Raw genomic sequence first — 17,952 nt, forward strand, 5'->3', positions numbered from 1 at the left:
CTAGGGCGTGTCTCCCAATAGGCGTACCCAGGACAGGATCGAACAGAGTGTGACGGCGGCGCGGTAGGTGATCGCGAGTTTGTCGTAACGGGTGGCCAGGGCTCGCCATTGATTGGCCAGGGCGAAGGATCGTTCGACGACGTTTCGCCCTTTGTAGAGGTCAACGTCGAGTTTGGGCGGTCTGCCGCCGCGGCCGCCTCGGCGTGCTCGTGCGGCGATCGTGTCGCTTTTCTCCGGGATCACGGCGGCGATGCCCCGGTTGCGGAGCTGGCGGCGGATGGTTCCGGACGAGTACGCCTTGTCGGCGATCACCGCGTCTGGGCGGGTGCGGGGCCGGCCCCGCCCGTGGCGGGGAACGTGGATGTCGGCGAGCACCTGTTCGAGCATCGCACCGTCGTTGCGTTGGCCGCCGGTGACCACGTTCGCCAGCGGTCGCCCGCGGCCGTCGACGGCGCTGTGGATTTTGGTCGTCAGTCCGCCACGCGACCTGCCGATGCCGTGACCTGCAGGTTCACACTCGGCTGCGGGGCGATTCTTGTGATTCGATCGAGCCCCCCTGTGTCCTGCTCAGGGCGGGTCGTATTTGTGCCGTGCTGGTGGGCGCGGCAGATGGTGGCGTCGACCGAGACGTTCCAGTCGATCATCCCGTCGGCGTCGGCGTCAGCCAGGATTGCCTGCAGGACCCGGTCCCAGGTGCCGTCCTCGGCGTATCGAGCGCGGCGTTTCCACACCGTCTGCCACGGGCCGTACTCATCTCGCGGCAGGTCACGCCACGGAATCCCTGTCCGGTAGCGGTAGATGATGCCCTCGACCACCTTGCGGTTGTCGCGAAACGGATGTCCCTGCCACCCCTGGTTGGAGGGCAGCAGGGGCTCGATCCGCTCCCACTGCTCATCGGTGAACTGGCAAAACCTTGACTTCGTCTGTGCCATACGGACACCGTCTCGCGGGTCACCGCTCAGCTATGGGAGACACGCCCTAGATCCCGGAGGTGGGTCACATGGGCGATCAGCACATGTCCACAACGGGTCAGGACAAAAAGAAAAGCACCGTAGCGACAAACCTTGGACGGTTCGCTACGGCGCTTGGACTGAGAGTCCTGGCTCGATGGGTGGGACTGCCCGGGTTTGGTTGACATCAACAACTCAGGTCCGTGAGACCTGATGAGAGGATGTACACCATGCCCAAGCCCCACCCCAAAGAGTTCCGCGACGACGTCATCGCGGTAGCTCGTAAGAGTGAAGCTCCGCTCGGCCAGATCGCCAGAGACTTCGGGATCAGTCAGTCCTGCCTCCGCACGTGGCTGGCCAAAGCCGAGCGTGCTGAATCCCCTGCCGGTGACAGCCGATCGGCCACTGAGCTGCGCGAAGCCAACAAGCGTATCCGGTTACTGGAGCAGGAAAACGAGGTCCTGCGACGCGCTGCGGCGTATCTGTCTCGGGATATCAACCCAAAATGATGTTCCCCTTGGTACGTGACATGGCCCAGACCAAGGGGACGACGCAGACGACGATCCGGGTGCCGGTGGTGGTGTCGTGCCGGGTGTTGGGTTTCTCCCGTCAGGCCTACTACCAGTGGATTTCCTGCCCGGTGTCTCAGCGGGACTGGGATGATGCGCATCTGATCAACGCTGCGGTCGACCTGCACGCCGAGGATCCTGGCCTGGGCTACCGTCTCATCGCCGACGAACTACCCGAGATGGGCATCACCGCTGGTGAGAACCGTGTCCACCGACTGTGCAAGCTGCAGCGGATCCGCTCGTTCCACTCGGTGAAGAACGGGTCGCGGAACAAACCGGGCCCGGCAGTCCACGACGATCTGGTGGCCCGGAAGTTTCACGCCACGGGGCCGAACAGGTTGTGGTTGACCGACATCACCGAGCATTCCACGCAGGAGGGCAAGTTGTACTTGTGCGCGGTCAAGGACGTGTGGTCCAACCGCATCGTGGGGTACTCGATCGACACCCGGATGAAGAAGCGGATCGCGATCAACGCCCTACGAATGGCCGTGCAACGCCGGGGTGAGGTGCCCGGTTGCATCGTGCACTCGGACCGGGGAAGCCAGTTCCGCTCCGACGGCTACCTGGCCGAATTGAAAGCTCACCAGCTGACCGGATCCATGGGACGGGTCGGGTCGAGTGCGGATAATGCCGCGATGGAGAGCCTCTTTGCCTTGTTGCAGAAGAACATTCTCAACCGTCACCCCTGGACAACCCGGCAGGAGTTGCGGGTGGCCATGGTCACCTGGATCGAGAACTCCTACCACCGCAGACGCCGGCAACGACGTCTCGGGAAGCTCACCCCGGTAGAGTTCGAGGTGGTCCATCAGCAGGCCGTTCAGGCCGCCTGATCGACCCCCAGACAACTGTCAAGCAAACCGGGGGCAGTCCCCGTCGGCGGTGTTGATGTTCACTGTGCCGGCCCCCGGGTCCCCGGGGGGACCGCCGTCGGCCGACGGGGACGACGGTCCGTGCGGTGACTTGTTTCCCGCACTCTCTCCCCCGGCCTGCCCCGGGTACAGCACCCTCGAACCGTCCGGGTCCACCACGATCTGCATGCCGTCGACGACGGGCTCGGCGAGGTTGATCCCCTCCACCCGTCCGTCCCCACGGACCCCTCCCGAGCGGACGATCACCTCACCTGCCCGTGTCCCCGCGTCCACGGTGACCAGGCCGGGGCGGTGCACCAACCCCTGCACCGACACGACCACAGGACCCCCACCTGCCGTGTCCTCTCCCCGGCCCGTCGTCCCGGTCACGGCGCCCCCGTCGCCGTTCTGACCGTCCTTCCCGGTGTCCCCCGCCGGCTCTACCCCGGCGTCCCCGGACACCGTCGGTGACAGTCCCGCCACGACCTCCACCGTGTCGCCGCCGCCGTCACCGGTGTTCTCGTTGAACAGCATCACCCCTCCCACCACGACCACCAGGGCCGCGACCGTCGCCGTCATGATCCGGGCGGACCTGGGACCGATCACGGTCCGACGCTCGAACCGGACATCAGCCAGCTCATGGCCCGGCACCGGCTGGGTCAGGGCCTCCACCCTGTCAGCCACCGCCCGCCGTGTGCCACTCACCCGGCGCTGTGCCGGTGTCCCGTGTTCCGCGTCTCCGCCCATGGGTCACCATGCAAGTACAGCCTCGGACACGGGGCGGGCGTCACGGCACCGTCGTCCCAGGACGCTGTGGACAACCTGCCCCCTGTGGACGAACGCCGCGGCGCCCGGAGGGCCAGGGACGTCAGTCCTGCACGAGCGACACCGCGACCGCCCCTGGCCCGGTGTGCACGGCCATGGAGTCGGTGATGTCCACCACGGAGATCACCACACACTCCGGCAGCTGCTCACGCAGGTTCGCCCTGAGGTCCTCCGCCACGTCTTCGGCGTCCCGGTGGTGGACGGCCAGGTGCATCGGAACCCGCGCCAGCTCCCGCAACGGCACCTGGTCCTCGGTACTCCGACGCAGCCGCAGCCGCTCATGCTCGGATTTCTCGTGCTTCTCGTGCTTGTCGTGCTTGTCGGACTTCTCGGTTTTCTCTGCCTTGTCCGGCTTGTCGGTCTTGTCGCGCCCGCCGAAGCTGAAGATCCGCGGACGGTCCCCGGTGTCGGCCCCGGACGAGTCCCCGGAACCGGTCTCCTCCTGTGCGCCATCCGACTCCGCGTCCTCCACCAAATCCGCCTCTGCGGTCTCCCCCGCATCTCCTTCAACGTCGGCCGTCACCTCCGACGACGCCGCATGCGCCGCCACCGCCCCGGCGGATCCGGCCGGCTCCGACGTCTCACCGGCACCGTCGGCAGGGGCATCGGGGTCAGAGACGTCAGCGCTGTCAGCGCTGTCAGTGGCTTCCTCAGTCACCTCAGCCACCTCAGTGTCAGGGGACTCGGAGGATGTCTCGTCCTGCGCGGCGTCAGCGCCGTCCCCGGCATGCTCCCCGCTGTCGGTCTCCGACGACGGCAGGAGGGCCTCGGCCGCCTCCCTGTACGCGTTGGACGCCAGGGTCACCATGCGCTCCATGGCCTTCGACCTGGTACGGGTCTTCGCCGCGAGTTCGAGACGCCCACCGGCCAGATGCATGATCGGCTTGATCGCCAGCGCCGTGGACAACAGCCGCTGGCCGGCGGTCAGCCGTCCGCCACGGGCGAGGGTGTCCAGACGGTTGACGAACAGCCAGAGCTGACCGGTGTCGACGGCGTGCTGGGCGGCGCCACGGCACTCGTCGAGCGACCCGCCCTCGTCGGCGCACCGTGCCGCGGCGATGGCCGCCTGGCCGATCACCATGCCACCGGACATCGTGTCGATGACCTCCACCCGGCCGTCCAGCACCGCCGCCGCCTGCGAAGCCGACGACCAGGTGCCCGACAGCTCCTTGGAGATGTGCAGTGCGACGACACCGTCGTCACCCCCACGCTCCAACAGCCGCGCGTAGCAGGCGGTGAGCTCGAGGGCTCCCAGCCCCGCCGTCGTCTCGTCATCCCCCTCGCCCTCGGCGTGGAAGTCCAGGACGGTGATGCCGTACTCCGACGCCAGGGCCGGGGGCAGGCAGGCCGAGGAATCGGTGACCACCATGACGCTCATCGTCCGGTCGCCTCACCTTCGTCCGCGTTGGCCACGGTCACCGGTGCCGGCGCCGTGACCCCTACATTCCATCCTTCCAGGAACCAGCGGGGAGTGCGCCACTGCCCTGCACCTGAGTCTCCGCCCGCCGGGCGGGCGACGAGCTGCGACCAGCGGGTGTTCCCCAGGCTGCCGAACATCGGGTAGTGCTCGGTGGGGATCCCCAGCAGACGCGAGGTCAGTGCGGCGATCGTGCCGCCGTGGGCGACCAGCATCACCGCACCGGCGTCCCAGGCGTCACCGGCCATCAGCTCGTCGACGAGCTCGGCCGACCGGTCGGAGACCTCCACCCTGGTCTCCCCGTTCGGCGGGGCCCAGGTGGGGTCCAGCCGCCAGTGCGACCGCTGGCCGGGGAACACCGCGTCGACGTCCTCGTGGGCCTTGCCCGACCAGTCGCCCAGGTCGGTCTCCCGCAGGCGCGGGTCGGTGGTGAACTCCACACCGACGGCCTCGGCGAGCAGGGCCGCGGTGTCCCGGGCGCGCTGCAGGTCGGAGCTGACGACGGTGCCGATCGGCCAGGTCCCCAGCTCCGCCGCCGCGGCCTGCGCCTCGGCGCGTCCCGCCTCAGTGAGCGGGGTGTCCAGCTGCCCCTGCATGCGGCCGACGAGGTTGAACTCCGTCTGGCCGTGCCGGATCAGGATCAGCCGGCGTTCGGGCAGACGCCGCCCCCCGGAGGGGACGGTCGTGCCGGACCTGCCGGACTCTCCCGGGCGCACAGCCACCAGCCCCCTAGAGCTCGTCCTCGTCGGGGGCCGGACCCGCCAGCGGCAGGTCGGCGGAGCTCTGCGCGGCGAAGAGGTCGTCGGCGTCGATGTCCTCGGCGCTCACGTCGCTGGCCCAGAAACCCCGGTCAGCCTGCTCGACACCCTCGACCTCCACCGTCGGGCAGTCGCGGTAGAGCCGGTCCAGGGCGTAGTACTCGCGCTCGTCGCGACGCTGGACGTGCACGACGATAGTGCCGTAGTCCAGCAGGACCCACCGGTTGTCCCGGTGCCCCTCGCGCAGGCGGGCCTTCACACCGACCTCGCCGAGCTTCTCCTCGACCTCGTCGACGATGGAGTTGACCATACGCTCATTGTCGCCGGTGGCCAGCACAAAGCAGTCCGCCAGCGGCATACGGGAGGTCACGTCGAGGACGACGATGTCCTCGGCGAGGCGCTCGGAGGCGGCGCGGGCGGCGATGCCCGCATGGTTGATGGCGTCGGAACTAGCGGTCACGTGGTGCCGGATCCTTCATGGGAGTAGAGGACAGATGTTTTCCGTCAGTGATTCTACAAGCCCCTCCACGGATCGCAGCATCCGGCGCGTCAGGACCGTCTGTCAGGACCGCCTGTCAGGGCCGTCCGTCAGAACCAGCCGTCGGGGAAGCGGTCGTCCTCGATGTCCGGGTTCCAGTCCACGTCCGGTTCCGCGTTCACCGGCGCATCAGCCGGCTCCGCATCCTCAGACACGGACACGGGCGTTGAGGCTGAGGCGGAGGCGGGCTCGCCTGCCGCGACCGACTCGTCCCGCCCCTCACCGACGCGCCCCACCGCACCGTCCCCGGTGTCGCTGAGCGCCCACGGCAGCCCGCCGTGGCTGTCGCGGCTGCGACGCCGGTACAGCGCCGTCTTGGCTATGTACTGGACCACCCCGTCCGGCACCAGGTACCAGACGGACCGCCCGTCCGCGGCGCGCTCCCGGATGTCGGTCGACGAGATCGCCATCGCCGGGATGTTGACCAGGCTCAGCCTGTCGGAGTCGACCTGGCTGCGCAGTGCCTCACCGGCGTCGGCGAGGTCGTAGCCGGGCCGGGTGACACCGACGCAGTGGGCCAGGTTGAACACGTCCTCCCAGTGCCGCCAGGTCACGATGCGCTCGAGCGCGTCAGCCCCGGTGATGAAGTAGAGCTCCGCGTCCGGGTACCGGCTCTGGATGTCCTTGAGGGTGTCGACGGTGTAGGTGGCGCCGGGACGGTCGATGTCCACCCGCGACACCAAGAACTGGGGGTTGGCGGCGGTGGCGATGACGGTCATGAGGTAACGGTCCTCCGCGGCGGTGACGACCTTGTCCCGCTTCTGCCAGGGGTGCCCCGTCGGCACGTAGATCACCACGTCCAACCCGAACCGGTCGGCCACCTCGCTCCCGGCGACCAGGTGGCCGTTGTGGATCGGGTCGAAGGTGCCTCCCATCACCCCGATACGCTCCGGAGGCTTGTCCGGGAATCGTGCGGGGCGCTGGTCCGGTCGGCGGTTCTGGGTCACGACCGTCCATGCTACGGGTAGGTACCACCCGAAAGGAACCACGGCCGTGCTTTCCCCGCGATACCCTTTCCCGTATGGCGAAGAGAATGAACCCGTGGGTACCGAATCAGCACGGCGCGTGGCCGATGGTCGCCGTCCCACCCCTTGTCGGGGTGTTCTGGTGCCTGAAGATCTGGGACGCGCTGGCTCCCGCCGACCGCGGCGAGGGGCTGCACGGCACCGCGGGCATGGTGCTGACATTCCTGGCGGTCACCGTCGCCTGGGTGGTCGGCTACCTGGCGTTCTTCGCCGGCGGGATCCTGATGCGCGCCCGCAACGCCACGATGCGCCGACGGGCGGTGGCACCCACGGTGCTCTACGGTGCGGTCGCCGGCGTCGCCGCGGTCGTGGCACTGGTGCTGCAGCCGCACCTGCTGTGGTGGTCGTTCGTGTTCCTCCCCCTCGTCGCGGTGGCGGTGTACGAGACCTGGCGGGGAACACCACGCTCCCTGGCCTCCGGCATCGCCACGACGGCCGCCTCGGCGTTCATCGTCCCGGTCGCCGCGACCGTGGGCCTGGGCGCCAGCGTCCCGGTCAGCGGCGGGGTGACGTGGACCTCGAACCTGTTCACCGCGGCGGTGGTGGACGCACTGCCGCCGGCGGTGTGGGTGAGCTTCCTCTGGCTGCTGCTCTACACCGTGGGTACCGTCCTGTACGTCAAGACGATGATCCGGAAGAAGGGGGACGCGGCCTGGCTGGCGGGGTCCCAGGTGTTCCACCTGGTCGCACTGCTCGTCGTGGTGGGCACCCTGGCCGTGCGCTACGTGCACTGGGCGGCATGGGTCGTGGCGGTGGCCGTGTTCGCGGCGGCGCTGTGGCGTTCCCGCGCCGTACCCGCCTCCGCCGCGGCGGGCACCCCGTGGACACCGAAGAAGGTGGGCGTGCGGGAGATGCCGCTGCACGCCGGTGTCGCCGTCGCCGCCGTCATGGCGGCCCTGTTCTACGACGGACCGCTGATCCTGTTCATCGGATGAGTGCGGCGAGCGCGTCCGCCGCGGCCCGCTCCCCCTGCCCCGCCGCCGACGGATCGACCGCCGCGTCGCGGAAGTAGGTCTCGTGGGCACCGGCGCCCTCGTCGTCCCGGAGCGCGAGCGCGATGGAACGCGGACCGGTGTCACAGGCGAAGTCGTCGGGCAGGCAGTAGCTGTGGACGAGCACACCCGCCATCGCCCCACCACCGATGAGCCCCGGGGTCCGGTGGAACGGGTTGCCGAGGTACACCGACCCGCGGAGCCGCCCCTCGGCGGCGAGCTTGTGCTGCACCGGCGTCAGGGCCGCCACCCCCTGCGAGTACCCCAGACCGACGTAGTCGGGACGGCAGCCGGTGGAGTCCTCGAACTCCTCGACCGCCGCCAGCCCGCCGGGCAGCCCGCGTGCCATCGAGTCGATGAACAGGCCCACCCCGTTGACCACCGTCGCCGGGTCAGGGTCCTCCCCCGCCTCGCCGACGGGGAAGCGTGCCGGATAGTGGTCGGCGTCCAGGGCGAGGACGGTCCGGTCGTCCGGGTCGAAGAGGTCCGGGTGCACCGCGGTGGCGTAGGCGAGGAAACGGTGGAGGGCCTCTCCCTCGTAGCCGTTGGAGTAGCCGTTGGCGGGCCCTGGCGGGTAGACCTCGTCCTCCTCGCTGCCGCGCGCGGTGAGCGTGACGACGGAGGGGCAGACGTCCGCCGCGACGGCCTGCCGTCCGGATTCGGGGCCGGTGGCGGCGACCCCCGCCGCCGCCGTCCCCGCTGTTCCCGCCGTGGTGACGACGAGGACGGCGCCGAGGAAGGTCAGGACCACGCCATGTAGTTTCGTCAGGAAAACTAGTGTACAACGACGGTGACCGCCCGGATCCGGACGGTCACCGTCGTGCGGTGGCACGGGCCCCCACCCGCGAGGGGGAACTACGGGCGGACCTGCCCCTCCCCGTTGACGATCCACTTGGTGCTCGTCAGCTCCGGCAGACCCATCGGCCCGCGGGCGTGCAGCTTCTGCGTCGAGATGCCGATCTCGGCCCCGAAGCCGTACATCTCACCGTCGGTCCACGCGGTGGAGGTGTTGATCATCACCGCGGCGGCGTCGACGTTCTGCTCGAAGTACTTCGTGGCCTTGTAGTCGGTGGCGCTGATCGCCTCGGTGTGGCCGGTGGAGTAACGGGTGATGTGGTCCACCGCCGCCTCGACACCGTCGACGACGGCCGCGGCGATGTCGAAGGAGCCGTACTCCTCCTCCCAGTCCTTCTGCTCGGCCTGGACCACGTCACCGACACCCAGGGCCGACAGTTCCGCGACCTCACCGTGGACGGTGACCCCGGCGTCCTGCAGTGCGGTGAGGACGCGCTTCTTGTCCGCGTCGGGCAGGGCAGCGTCCAGCAGCACGACCTCGGTGGCGTTGCACACCGAGCAGCGACGGGTCTTGCCGTTGATGACGAGCCTGATGGCCTCGTCGACGTCGGCGGAGCCGTCGACGTAGAAGTGGCAGTTACCGGTGCCCGTCTCGATCGCCGGCACGGTCGCACCGGTGACCACCGCGTTGATCAGGCCCGCGCCGCCACGGGGGATGACGATGTCGACCAGGCCGCGGGCGGTGATCAGGTCCTGCACCGAGTCATGGGTCTCGCACGGCAGCAGCTGCACGGTCTCCCGGGGCAGGCCGTGCTCCGCGCAGACGTCCTGCAGGATCTCCACGAGGCGGGTGTTCGAGTGCTGGGCCGACTTCGAGCCACGCAGCAGCGGGACGTTGCCGGACTTCACGGCGAGGCCGAAGGCGTCCACGGTGACGTTCGGGCGGGCCTCGTAGACCATGCCCATCACACCGAGCGGCACCCGCACCTGGCGCATCTCCAGGCCGTTGGGGCGCCGGGAACCGCGCACCACGTCCCCGACAGGGTCGGCCAGGTCGGCGACCTGGCGCAGACCGCCGGCGATGCCCTCGACCCGTGCGGGGTCGAGGCTGAGGCGATCGATGAGGGACTCCGACATCCCGCGCTCGCGCCCGGCGGCGATGTCGCGCTCATTGGCCTCGAGGATCGAGGCGGTCTCGGCGACGAGCCGGTCGGCGGCGGCGGTGAGCAGGTCGTTCTTCTGCGTGGTGGAGAGCGCGGGACGCTGGGAGACCTCGCGGGCCTTCTGCGCCTTGGCGAGGACCTCCTCGCGCTCCGCGGCACGGACGGGGGTCAGTCCGGCGGTGTCTCCGGAGGTGGCGGACGAGTTCTTGGCGGTGTTCACGTCGGTCATGACACCCCAGCGTACGTGACCACCGACCAAAAATCACCCGGATTGTTCAACAATCCGGGCCGGTCGGGTCAATCAGCTGGTCGCGCCGTACACCCGGGACTGACGGTTGGAGTAGGTGGCCATGTAGTCGGCGTGGATCACCGGACGCTGGGCGAAGTCCGGCAGGTCCGCCGTCGACTTGCCCACCATGCCCTCCAGGGTGGCCGAATCGTAGTTGACCTCGCCACGGCCGATCAACTCGCCGTCCGGCCCGACGATGTCGAGCACCTCACCGGAGGTGAACGCCCCGTCCACCTGCACCAGCCCCACCGCCAGCAACGAGTTGTGGCGTTCCATCGCCGCCGCCGCACCGGCGTCCAGGTGCAGGGTCCCGGCGGAGTCCGCGGCGTAGAGCACCCAGAACTTCCAGGCGGACAGCCGGTCCTCACGGGGCCAGAAACAGGTCCCGACCATCGCCTGGTCCAGGGCGGCCCCGATGTTCTCCGTCGAGGTCAGCAGCACCGGGATGCCCGCACGGGACGCCAGGCGCGCGGCGGACACCTTCGCGGCCATACCGCCGGTGCCCAGCCGACCACCGTCACCGGCGACGACGCCACGCAGGTCCTTGCTGCTCTTCACCTCGGCGATGAACCGGGCGCCGGGCTCCGCAGGGTTGCGGTCGTAGAGTCCGGCCACGTCCGAGAGCAGGACCAGGGCGTCGGCGTAGGTCAGGTGGGACACCAGCGACGCCAACCGGTCGTTGTCACCGAAACGCATCTCGGAGGTCGCCACCGTGTCGTTCTCGTTGACGATCGGCACCGCACGCAGCTGGCGGAGACGGTCGATGGTGCGCTGGGCGTTGCGGGCACGGTCACGGCGGGCGGCGTCGGAGGCGGTCAGCAGCACCTGGCCGATCGAACGTCCGTACCTGGCGAAGCTGCGGGCCCACTCCTGCGCCAGCAGCACCTGCCCCGCGGCCGCGGCCGCCTGCTTGCTCGCCAGGTCCGTCGGCTTCTGCGACAACCCCAGCGGCCCCATACCGCACGCCACGGCGCCCGAGGACACCACGATCACGTCGGTGTCCCGGTCCATGCGCGCCTCGAGGGCGTCGGCGATGACGTCGATCCGGTCCGGGCTCACTCGTCCTGTCTCGTCGGTGAGGCTCGATGAACCGATCTTGACGACGACACGCTTGGCGGTGCGGACCGTCTGCCGGACGTCGGACTCGTGGCCGTAGGCGGGGGAATCCTCACTGACCTCGGGGTCCGGGAACTCCTTGGAGGTGGCGGGGATGACGGGGCCGGGCTGATGCACAGCGTCCGTCCCGAACTCCAGGGACGCCGGGTACTCGAATACCGTCGGCTCGGCGGACATGTCAGAGGCATCAGGGGTGTCAGACATGCCCTTCATTATGACCCAGCCGCCCCCCTCCTCGCCACGAGACGGCCATCTCGCCCGGTGGGAGGGCCCGGCGCCCGATGTTTCCGGGATGTTTCGGGGTCACTCCCCTGCCGCCCCCCCCGACCGGGACGCGGTACACCGCCGCCCACTCCCCCGTATGCGGGTACAGGTGCGGGTACGGACGCGGCTGCAGAAGCTGTTGACGTCAGCCCTGCCAACGCTCGCGGTCCGGCTCCTCGCCGTCGCCGAAGTCGTACTCGTCGATGAGGCCGCGCCGCGCCTGGGACGCCCGCTTACGCTCCTCGGAGGTCGACCGCCCCGTCCGGTCCAGACGGCGGTCGGTTCCACGACCGGACGGCAGCAGGTCCACGCCGGCGGCCGTCTGCGGCTCCCACTCGAAGGTGATGTCGCCGATGGTGACCTCGTCCCCCGCCACGGCACCCGCCTTGTACAGCGCCTCCTCGACACCGGCCTTGGCCAGGCGGTCGGCCAGGTAGCCGACGGCCTCGTCGTTCTCGAAGTCGGTCTGGATGATCCACCGCTCCAGCTTCGACCCGGTGACGATGAAGGCGTCCTCGAACTCGGGGTCCTTGCTGACCTCGAAGTCGGCGAAACGGCCGCGCCCCTTGCCACGCAGGTGCTTCGGCGTGACCACCTGGGGGGCAACCTCCTCGACCGGGTGCTGCCGCCGGTGCTCACGGACGATGTCCATCAGCGCGTACCGCAGCGGGTCGAGCCCCTCATGGCTGGCCGTGGAGATCTCGAAGACCGGCCACCCGAACTCCTCCTCGAGTTCGGGCCGCATCAGTTCGGCCATCTCCCGGGCGTCGGGGACGTCGATCTTGTTCAGTACGATCACCCGCGGCCGGTCGCTGAGGTCCCCCAGCCCGGCGTCCTCGGAGAGCTCGGACTCGTAGTCCTTCAGCTCGGTCTCGAGGGCGCGGATGTCGTCGACGGGGTTACGGTCGGACTCCAGGGCCGCGCAGTCGACGACGTGCACCAGCACGGCCGTGCGCTCGATGTGCCGCAGGAAGTCCAGGCCCAGCCCCTTGCCCTGGCTGGCGCCGGGGATCAGTCCGGGCACGTCGGCGATAGTGAACACGTCGTGGGCCACGTTGACCACACCGAGGTTCGGCTGGAGTGTGGTGAACGGGTAGTCGGCGATCTTCGGCTTCGCCGCGCTGAGCACACTGACCAGCGAGGACTTGCCCGCCGACGGGAAGCCCACCAGCCCCACGTCCGCCATGGACTTCAGTTCGAGGGTGATGTCCCTGGCCTCGCCCGGCTCACCGAGAAGAGCGAAACCCGGCGCCTTGCGCGCCTTCGACACCAGTGAGGCGTTGCCCAGGCCACCGTGCCCACCGGCGGCGGCGACGAAACGCTGCCCCTTGGTGGTCAGGTCGGCGAGCACCTCGCCCTTCTCGTCGAGAACGACGGTCCCGGCGGGCACCTGGACGACGAGGTCCTTGCCGCGGGCGCCGTGGCGGTGGTCGCCGGCGCCGGCGGCGCCGCGTTCCGCCTTGATGTGCGGGTGGAAGTGGAAGTCGAGCAGGGTGTGGACCTGCGGGTCGACCTCCAGCACGACGTCGCCGCCGTGCCCGCCGTTGCCGCCGTCGGGTCCTCCGAGCGGCACGAATTTCTCACGGCGCACCGAGGCGCAGCCGTTGCCGCCGTCGCCGGCCTGCAGATGCAGGACGACACGGTCCACGAAGCGTGACATTATTGGACGCCCTCCAGTTTCAGGCGGTTGTACGGGGTGGTTCAGGAATCTCGACGATACTACCACCCTGGCGGGACACCGACCTCAGCGATGCAGGTCAGCGGCGCACGGGTGCGGATGTGGCAGTGCGGGCGCGCGCTCGGGCAGGGGCCGGAGCGCACGAGAAAACCCCGGGACATCGTTGACGTCCCGGGGCTGGTCTCAGCCGGAGGCTGAGAACGTCTGACGAGCTTACGCCTCGACGGTCTCGTTCTCGACGATGTTCACCAGGCGACGGTTACGGCGGGTGCTGAACTGCACGGCGCCGCCCTTCAGGGCGAACAGGGTGTCGTCGCCGCCACGTCCGACGTTCTCACCGGGGTGGAACGAGGTACCGCGCTGACGGATCAGGATCTCGCCGGCCTTGACCTGCTGACCACCGAAACGCTTCACGCCGAGACGCTTGGACTCGGAATCGCGACCGTTGCTGGAGCTGGAAGCACCCTTCTTGTGTGCCATGGTCTTTTCCCTCCTCGGAAAAGGTGATACCGCTGCGCGGGACGCAGCGGTCGCTGGGTTTACTTGATGCCGGTGACCTTGAGGACGGTCAGCTGCTGACGGTGACCGTAACGACGCTTGTAACCGGTCTTGTTCCGGTAGTGCATGCCGTTGATCTTCTTACCCTTGGTCTGGTCGACGATCTCGGCTGCAACGGTCTTGTCGGCGAGCTTGTCACCGGAAGTGACGTCAGCGCCATCGACGAGGAGAACCGGGGTGAGAGCCACGGACGAACCCGGCTCTCCCTCGATCTTCTCGACCTTGACGAGGTCACCTTCGGCAACCTTGTACTGCTTTCCGCCGGTCTTGACGATCGCGTACATGGAAGGGCTACCCCTTTGTTTCTCTACTCGGCTCAGGCCGCCCCTCCACCGTCTGCCCCGACGAATTGCGGGACACGGCCTGAAAAGGCAATCTGACTGGACTTCATTGCTTATTTCACTGCGTTCGACGTGGGCGCCCCTGCGCCGGACATGCGGCGCGTCCATCGTGTCGGACGGACAACGCCTGACACCGACGGACACGGTCGACCAACGGTCGAACAGCGACGATGCAAGGCTACCGCTCTACCCCGGGAAAACAAAATCTCCCGGTTCCACCCGGGGCGGGAACGACACGCCGGTGATTCACCGCGCGCTACGGACGACCCGTCGACGCCCACGACGGTCCGACCGCACCTGCGGGGCCACCGTGCCCGCCCCACTGCCAGACCCGGAACCTGCGGTGGTTGAGGCGGCGGCGCCGTCAGAGACTTCGGAGGCGGCGGAGACGTCCTGCGTGGAGTCGGTCTTCCCGCGCTGCGGGGCGCCGCCCTTGCCGAGACCGAAGTCCTCCGGCCGCGGCTCGACGTCCGAGCGGGAGTTCCCGCGGACCCGGCGCCGGCGACGCGGGGACCGCTCGAACTCCTCCTTCGCCCGGGCGAAGTCCTCCGACGGTCCGGAGTGCCGGGTCTCCCCGGCCGGCACCGCGCCCCCGCGTTCCCCGGATTCCACAGGCTCCACAGACTCCACAGGCTCTTCCGGGCGCTCGGCGGCGGGGGCGACCCGTCGGACGAGACGCCGGCCACGACGGTCCTTGCGACGGACCGTCTCCACCTCAGCGGCCGAGTCGCTCGAGCCGTCAGTGCCGTCAGTGTCGTCGGTGCCGTCGGTGCCGTCGGTGCCGTCAGTGCCGTCGGATGCGTCTGTCTGGACGATCCCGCGCAGCAGCGCCTCGGTGACATCCTCGTCGGCGTCGCTGGTGTCGTCGGCGACGTAGTCCGACCCGGTCGGCTCGTCCGGGTCCTCCTCACCGGCGCGGTGCAGTGCGTGGGCCACGATGTCGTAGACGTCTCCCCCGCCCGCCTCGTCCCCCGCGTCGACAGTGTCACCCGCGTCACGTCCACGGCCCGCGCCCTGGTCGGTCTCCGCCGCCGCGGCGGAGGACTGCATATCCTCCTGGGCCGGGGCCGGTGCGTCCTCGATGGCGCTGTCCTCGTAGCGTTTACGGATCTCCTGCTCGTGCCGGGCCTGCTTGAGGCCCTCACGGCCACCGTGATCCCGGCGCTCGTTCCGCTCATCGACCTCGTCATGCTGGACGGGGTCCTCGTGCAGGATGATCCCGCGCCCCTCGCAGGCCTCACACACCGTGGAGTAGGTCTCCACCAGACCGGCACCGAGCCGCTTCCGGGTCATCTGCACCAGTCCGAGACTGGTCACCTCCGAGACCTTGTGGCGGGTGCGGTCCGCGGCGAGGAACTCGTTGAGCCGGCGCAGCAGCAGGTCACGGTTCTCCTGGAGGACCATGTCCACGAAGTCGACGACGATCATACCGCCGATGTCGCGCAACCTCATCTGCCGGACGATCTCCTCAGCGGCCTCCAGGTTGTTCTTGGTGACCGTCTCCTCGAGATTGCCGCCGGACCCGACGAAGCTGCCGGTGTTGACGTCGATGACCGTCATCGCCTCGGTCTTGTCGATGATCAGGTAGCCGCCGGAGGGCAGCCAGATCTTCCTGCTCAGCGCGTTGGCGAGCTGCGCGTCGAGTTCATAGGCGGCGAACACGTCGTCCCCGCCGTGCTCCTCCGGGTTCCAACGGACCACACGGTCCTCCAGGTCCGGTGCCATGCGGTGCACGTAGTCACGGACCCGCTGCCAGGAACGTCGGCCGTCGACGACGAGCTCGTTGAAGTCTTCGTTGAACATGTCCCGGACAACCTTGACCAGGAGATTCGGCTCCTCGTAGAGGGTCACCGGAGTGGCGCCCTTCTTGGCGCGTTCCTTGTTCTCCTTCTCGGTGATCTCGATCCACCGGCGGTGCAGGCGGTCGACGTCCTCGGCGATCTTCTCCTCGCTGACGCCTTCCGCGGCGGTCCGGATGATCGTGCCGCCGTCCTCGGGGACGACGCGCTGCAGGATCGACTTCAACCGCTTGCGCTCAGCCTCCGGGAGCTTCCGCGAGATACCCTGCGTCCTGCCGCCGGGCACGTAGACCAGGTAGCGCCCCGCGAAACTCACGCGGTTGGTCAACCGGGCACCCTTGTGCCCCAGCGGTTCCTTGATGACCTGCACCAGAACCTGGTCACCCTGCTTCAGTGCGGACTCGATGCGACGGGAGCGTCCGCGCACGTGCTCGGAACGCCAGTCGACCTCGCTGGCGTAGAGCACCGCGTTGCGGCCCGTGCCGATGTCGATGAAGGCGGCCTCCATGCTGGACAGGACGTTCTGGACGCGCCCGAGGTAGATGTTCCCGATCGTCGACTGCTGGTCGTCGCTGGTGACGAAGTGCTCGACGAGCAGGCCGTCCTCCACCACACCGACCTGGGTCGTCCACCCGTCGCCGTCCTTGCGGCGCGCGTCGCGGACCACCATGGAGCGGAAGATGTTCTCTCGGCGCGCGATGAACTCGGCCCGGGTGACCGCCCGGTGCTTCTCGTTGCCCTGTTCCTGACGCCACCGGCGCTTGGACTCCAGGCGGGTCGACCCCTTGAGCTTCACCGGCTCATCGACGACGGGAGTCGGTTCGCCCGCCTTGTCGTCTGACGTGTCGCCGGTGCCTGTGTCAGGGTCCGGTGCTGCGGAGCCGGACCGCTGAGGAGCCGCGTCCTGCGGTGCCTCGTTCTGGTCACCGCGGCCACGGCCCCGCCCACGGCTCCCCCGACGGCGGCGTGAGGACGAACCCGTCTCGGGGGTGTCGGCCGTTTCCCCCTGGCCCCGGGCGCCGTCGCCGGACTCGGCGGCTGCCGCGGCGTCGCGCTGGCGTTCCCGGCGCAGTTCCTCCGCCCCCGCCGCGGCGCTGCGGGACCCGACGCGCCGGACGATCCGACGGCGCACCGTCGGCCGGGGCGTGTCGGCCCCCTGCTCCTGCTGCTCCGGCTTCTCCGACTTGTCCTGCTTCTGTTCCTGCTTCGGCACCTCAGTCGGCGCCGCGGAGGACACGGTGGTGTCGTCCGGCCCACCTGCCTCGGCCGGAGTCCGGCCGGTCACAGGCTCCTGACCCGCCGGACGGCTGACGCGCCGTCGGCGACGACGCCGGGCAGCGCTCGTGCGGGTGCCGGAGTCGTCCGAGTTGTCGGCGGCGTTCTGCCGCGGGGCGGCCTGCTGCGGTGCCGGTGCGGGTTCGACCTCCACCTCATCGACCGGATGAGTCGGTGCAGCGGCCTTCCGCGTCACCCTCGTCGAGCGTGCGGCACGGCGACGCGTCGACCGAGTCCCGGTCGTCGGTGCCGGCTCAGTCGGCTCAGTCGACTCAGCCGGCTCGACCTGCTCCGTCTCCACTGGCGCGGGCTTCGCCGCGGCCTTCTTCCGTGCCGGGGTGCGCCTGGCCGGCTTCTTCTTCGCCGGGGCACCCGCAGCTACCAGTTCGCCGAGGATCCTCTCCACCTCGGCCTTCGGCACGGTGGAGGCGGCGCGCTTGTTCTCCACACCGTGCTCCCCCAGCACCGTGATCATCTGTGCGCTCGGAATACCCAGCGCCTTGGCCAGCGCATGGACCCTGACCTTCTCCCCCAGGTCGTCACTTGTCACCTGTGCCGCCGCTGCGGCGAGTTCCTGGCTACTGTTCGCCATACTGTCTCCTCAACAGAACCACGGGCAGGATACGGGGACGATGTCGGACCTCGCTGAAGCGGCTGGCGCAACTGACGTCGTCGTCAGCCTCAAAGCCGTGTACTGCGAAGGACTTGCGAAGGACAACGGGCGCTGTGATCAGAAAAGACGATCAGGTCGC

General features: G+C 69.0%; 14 protein-coding genes and 1 pseudogene. 2 read left to right on the forward strand and 13 right to left on the reverse strand.

Translation table 11 applies throughout. From position 1 onward, the window contains the following. Positions 1-932, reverse strand: a pseudogene (locus Q0A34_RS01945) (IS5 family transposase). Between the two features lie 248 nt (positions 933-1,180). On the opposite strand from Q0A34_RS01945, the gene Q0A34_RS01950 reads away from it, so the two are divergent. After that, positions 1,181-2,349, forward strand: a protein-coding gene (locus Q0A34_RS01950) for an IS3 family transposase (protein ID WP_291477958.1) whose coding sequence is annotated in 2 segments (ribosomal slippage) — positions 1,181-1,454 and positions 1,454-2,349 — 1,170 coding nt in all. Because the reading frame shifts where the segments join, the coding sequence is not laid out codon by codon here. Positions 2,350-2,367: 18 nt separating this feature from the next. Here the strand turns inward: Q0A34_RS01950 and Q0A34_RS01955 are convergent. The 5 genes from Q0A34_RS01955 to nadD all read right to left on the reverse strand — a co-directional run bounded on the left by Q0A34_RS01955 (position 2,368) and on the right by nadD (position 6,780). Continuing rightward, positions 2,368-3,051 (reverse strand): hypothetical protein, encoded by a 684-nt coding sequence (locus Q0A34_RS01955; RefSeq protein ID WP_291477960.1) that lies wholly within the window; start codon positions 3,049-3,051, stop codon positions 2,368-2,370. Positions 3,052-3,235: 184 nt separating this feature from the next. Further along, positions 3,236-4,570 carry a DegV family protein gene (locus Q0A34_RS01960; protein ID WP_291477962.1) on the reverse strand — a complete coding sequence of 445 codons (1,335 nt, stop codon included), beginning with the start codon at positions 4,568-4,570 and terminating at the stop codon, positions 3,236-3,238. Further along, positions 4,567-5,331, reverse strand: coding sequence for a histidine phosphatase family protein (locus Q0A34_RS01965; RefSeq protein ID WP_291477964.1), 765 nt, complete (start codon positions 5,329-5,331; stop codon positions 4,567-4,569). Before Q0A34_RS01965 ends, Q0A34_RS01960 begins: the two co-directional genes overlap by 4 nt. Before the next feature lie 7 nt (positions 5,332-5,338). Further along, a complete protein-coding gene (gene rsfS / locus Q0A34_RS01970; RefSeq protein WP_291477966.1) occupies positions 5,339-5,827 on the reverse strand; it encodes a ribosome silencing factor in 489 nt (162 codons plus the stop codon). A gap of 128 nt (positions 5,828-5,955) precedes the next feature. Further along, positions 5,956-6,780: a nicotinate-nucleotide adenylyltransferase gene (gene nadD / locus Q0A34_RS01975; protein WP_291478003.1), complete on the reverse strand. Its 825-nt coding sequence runs from the start codon at positions 6,778-6,780 to the stop codon at positions 5,956-5,958. A 146-nt stretch (positions 6,781-6,926) separates the two neighbouring features. On the opposite strand from nadD, the gene Q0A34_RS01980 reads away from it, so the two are divergent. After that, positions 6,927-7,865: a YwiC-like family protein gene (locus Q0A34_RS01980; RefSeq protein WP_291477968.1), complete on the forward strand. Its 939-nt coding sequence runs from the start codon at positions 6,927-6,929 to the stop codon at positions 7,863-7,865. Here the strand turns inward: Q0A34_RS01980 and Q0A34_RS01985 are convergent. From Q0A34_RS01985 to Q0A34_RS02015, 7 genes are all read right to left on the reverse strand, one after another. Then, a complete protein-coding gene (locus Q0A34_RS01985; RefSeq protein ID WP_291477970.1) occupies positions 7,855-8,673 on the reverse strand; it encodes a hypothetical protein in 819 nt (272 codons plus the stop codon). The two genes, Q0A34_RS01980 and Q0A34_RS01985, sit on opposite strands and share 11 nt — an antisense overlap. A gap of 104 nt (positions 8,674-8,777) precedes the next feature. Further along, positions 8,778-10,109, reverse strand: coding sequence for a glutamate-5-semialdehyde dehydrogenase (locus Q0A34_RS01990; protein ID WP_291477972.1), 1,332 nt, complete (start codon positions 10,107-10,109; stop codon positions 8,778-8,780). A gap of 72 nt (positions 10,110-10,181) precedes the next feature. Then, a complete protein-coding gene (gene proB, locus Q0A34_RS01995) occupies positions 10,182-11,462 on the reverse strand; it encodes a glutamate 5-kinase (RefSeq protein WP_291478005.1) in 1,281 nt (426 codons plus the stop codon). Positions 11,463-11,694: 232 nt separating this feature from the next. Next, a complete protein-coding gene (gene obgE / locus Q0A34_RS02000) occupies positions 11,695-13,209 on the reverse strand; it encodes a GTPase ObgE (RefSeq protein ID WP_291477974.1) in 1,515 nt (504 codons plus the stop codon). Positions 13,210-13,440: 231 nt separating this feature from the next. Continuing rightward, positions 13,441-13,707 (reverse strand): 50S ribosomal protein L27, encoded by a 267-nt coding sequence (gene rpmA, locus Q0A34_RS02005; protein WP_038549531.1) that lies wholly within the window; start codon positions 13,705-13,707, stop codon positions 13,441-13,443. Positions 13,708-13,766: 59 nt separating this feature from the next. Further along, entirely contained in the window at positions 13,767-14,069 is a 303-nt protein-coding gene (gene rplU, locus Q0A34_RS02010; protein WP_075815824.1) for a 50S ribosomal protein L21, read from the reverse strand. Positions 14,070-14,372: 303 nt separating this feature from the next. Next, positions 14,373-17,792, reverse strand: a complete 3,420-nt coding sequence (locus tag Q0A34_RS02015) for a translation initiation factor IF-2 N-terminal domain-containing protein (RefSeq protein ID WP_291477979.1) — start codon at positions 17,790-17,792, stop codon at positions 14,373-14,375. Positions 17,793-17,952 lie beyond the last annotated feature (160 nt).

It is taken from the genome of Corynebacterium sp. (genome assembly GCF_022712195.1).
GTDB lineage: Bacteria > Actinomycetota > Actinomycetes > Mycobacteriales > Mycobacteriaceae > Corynebacterium.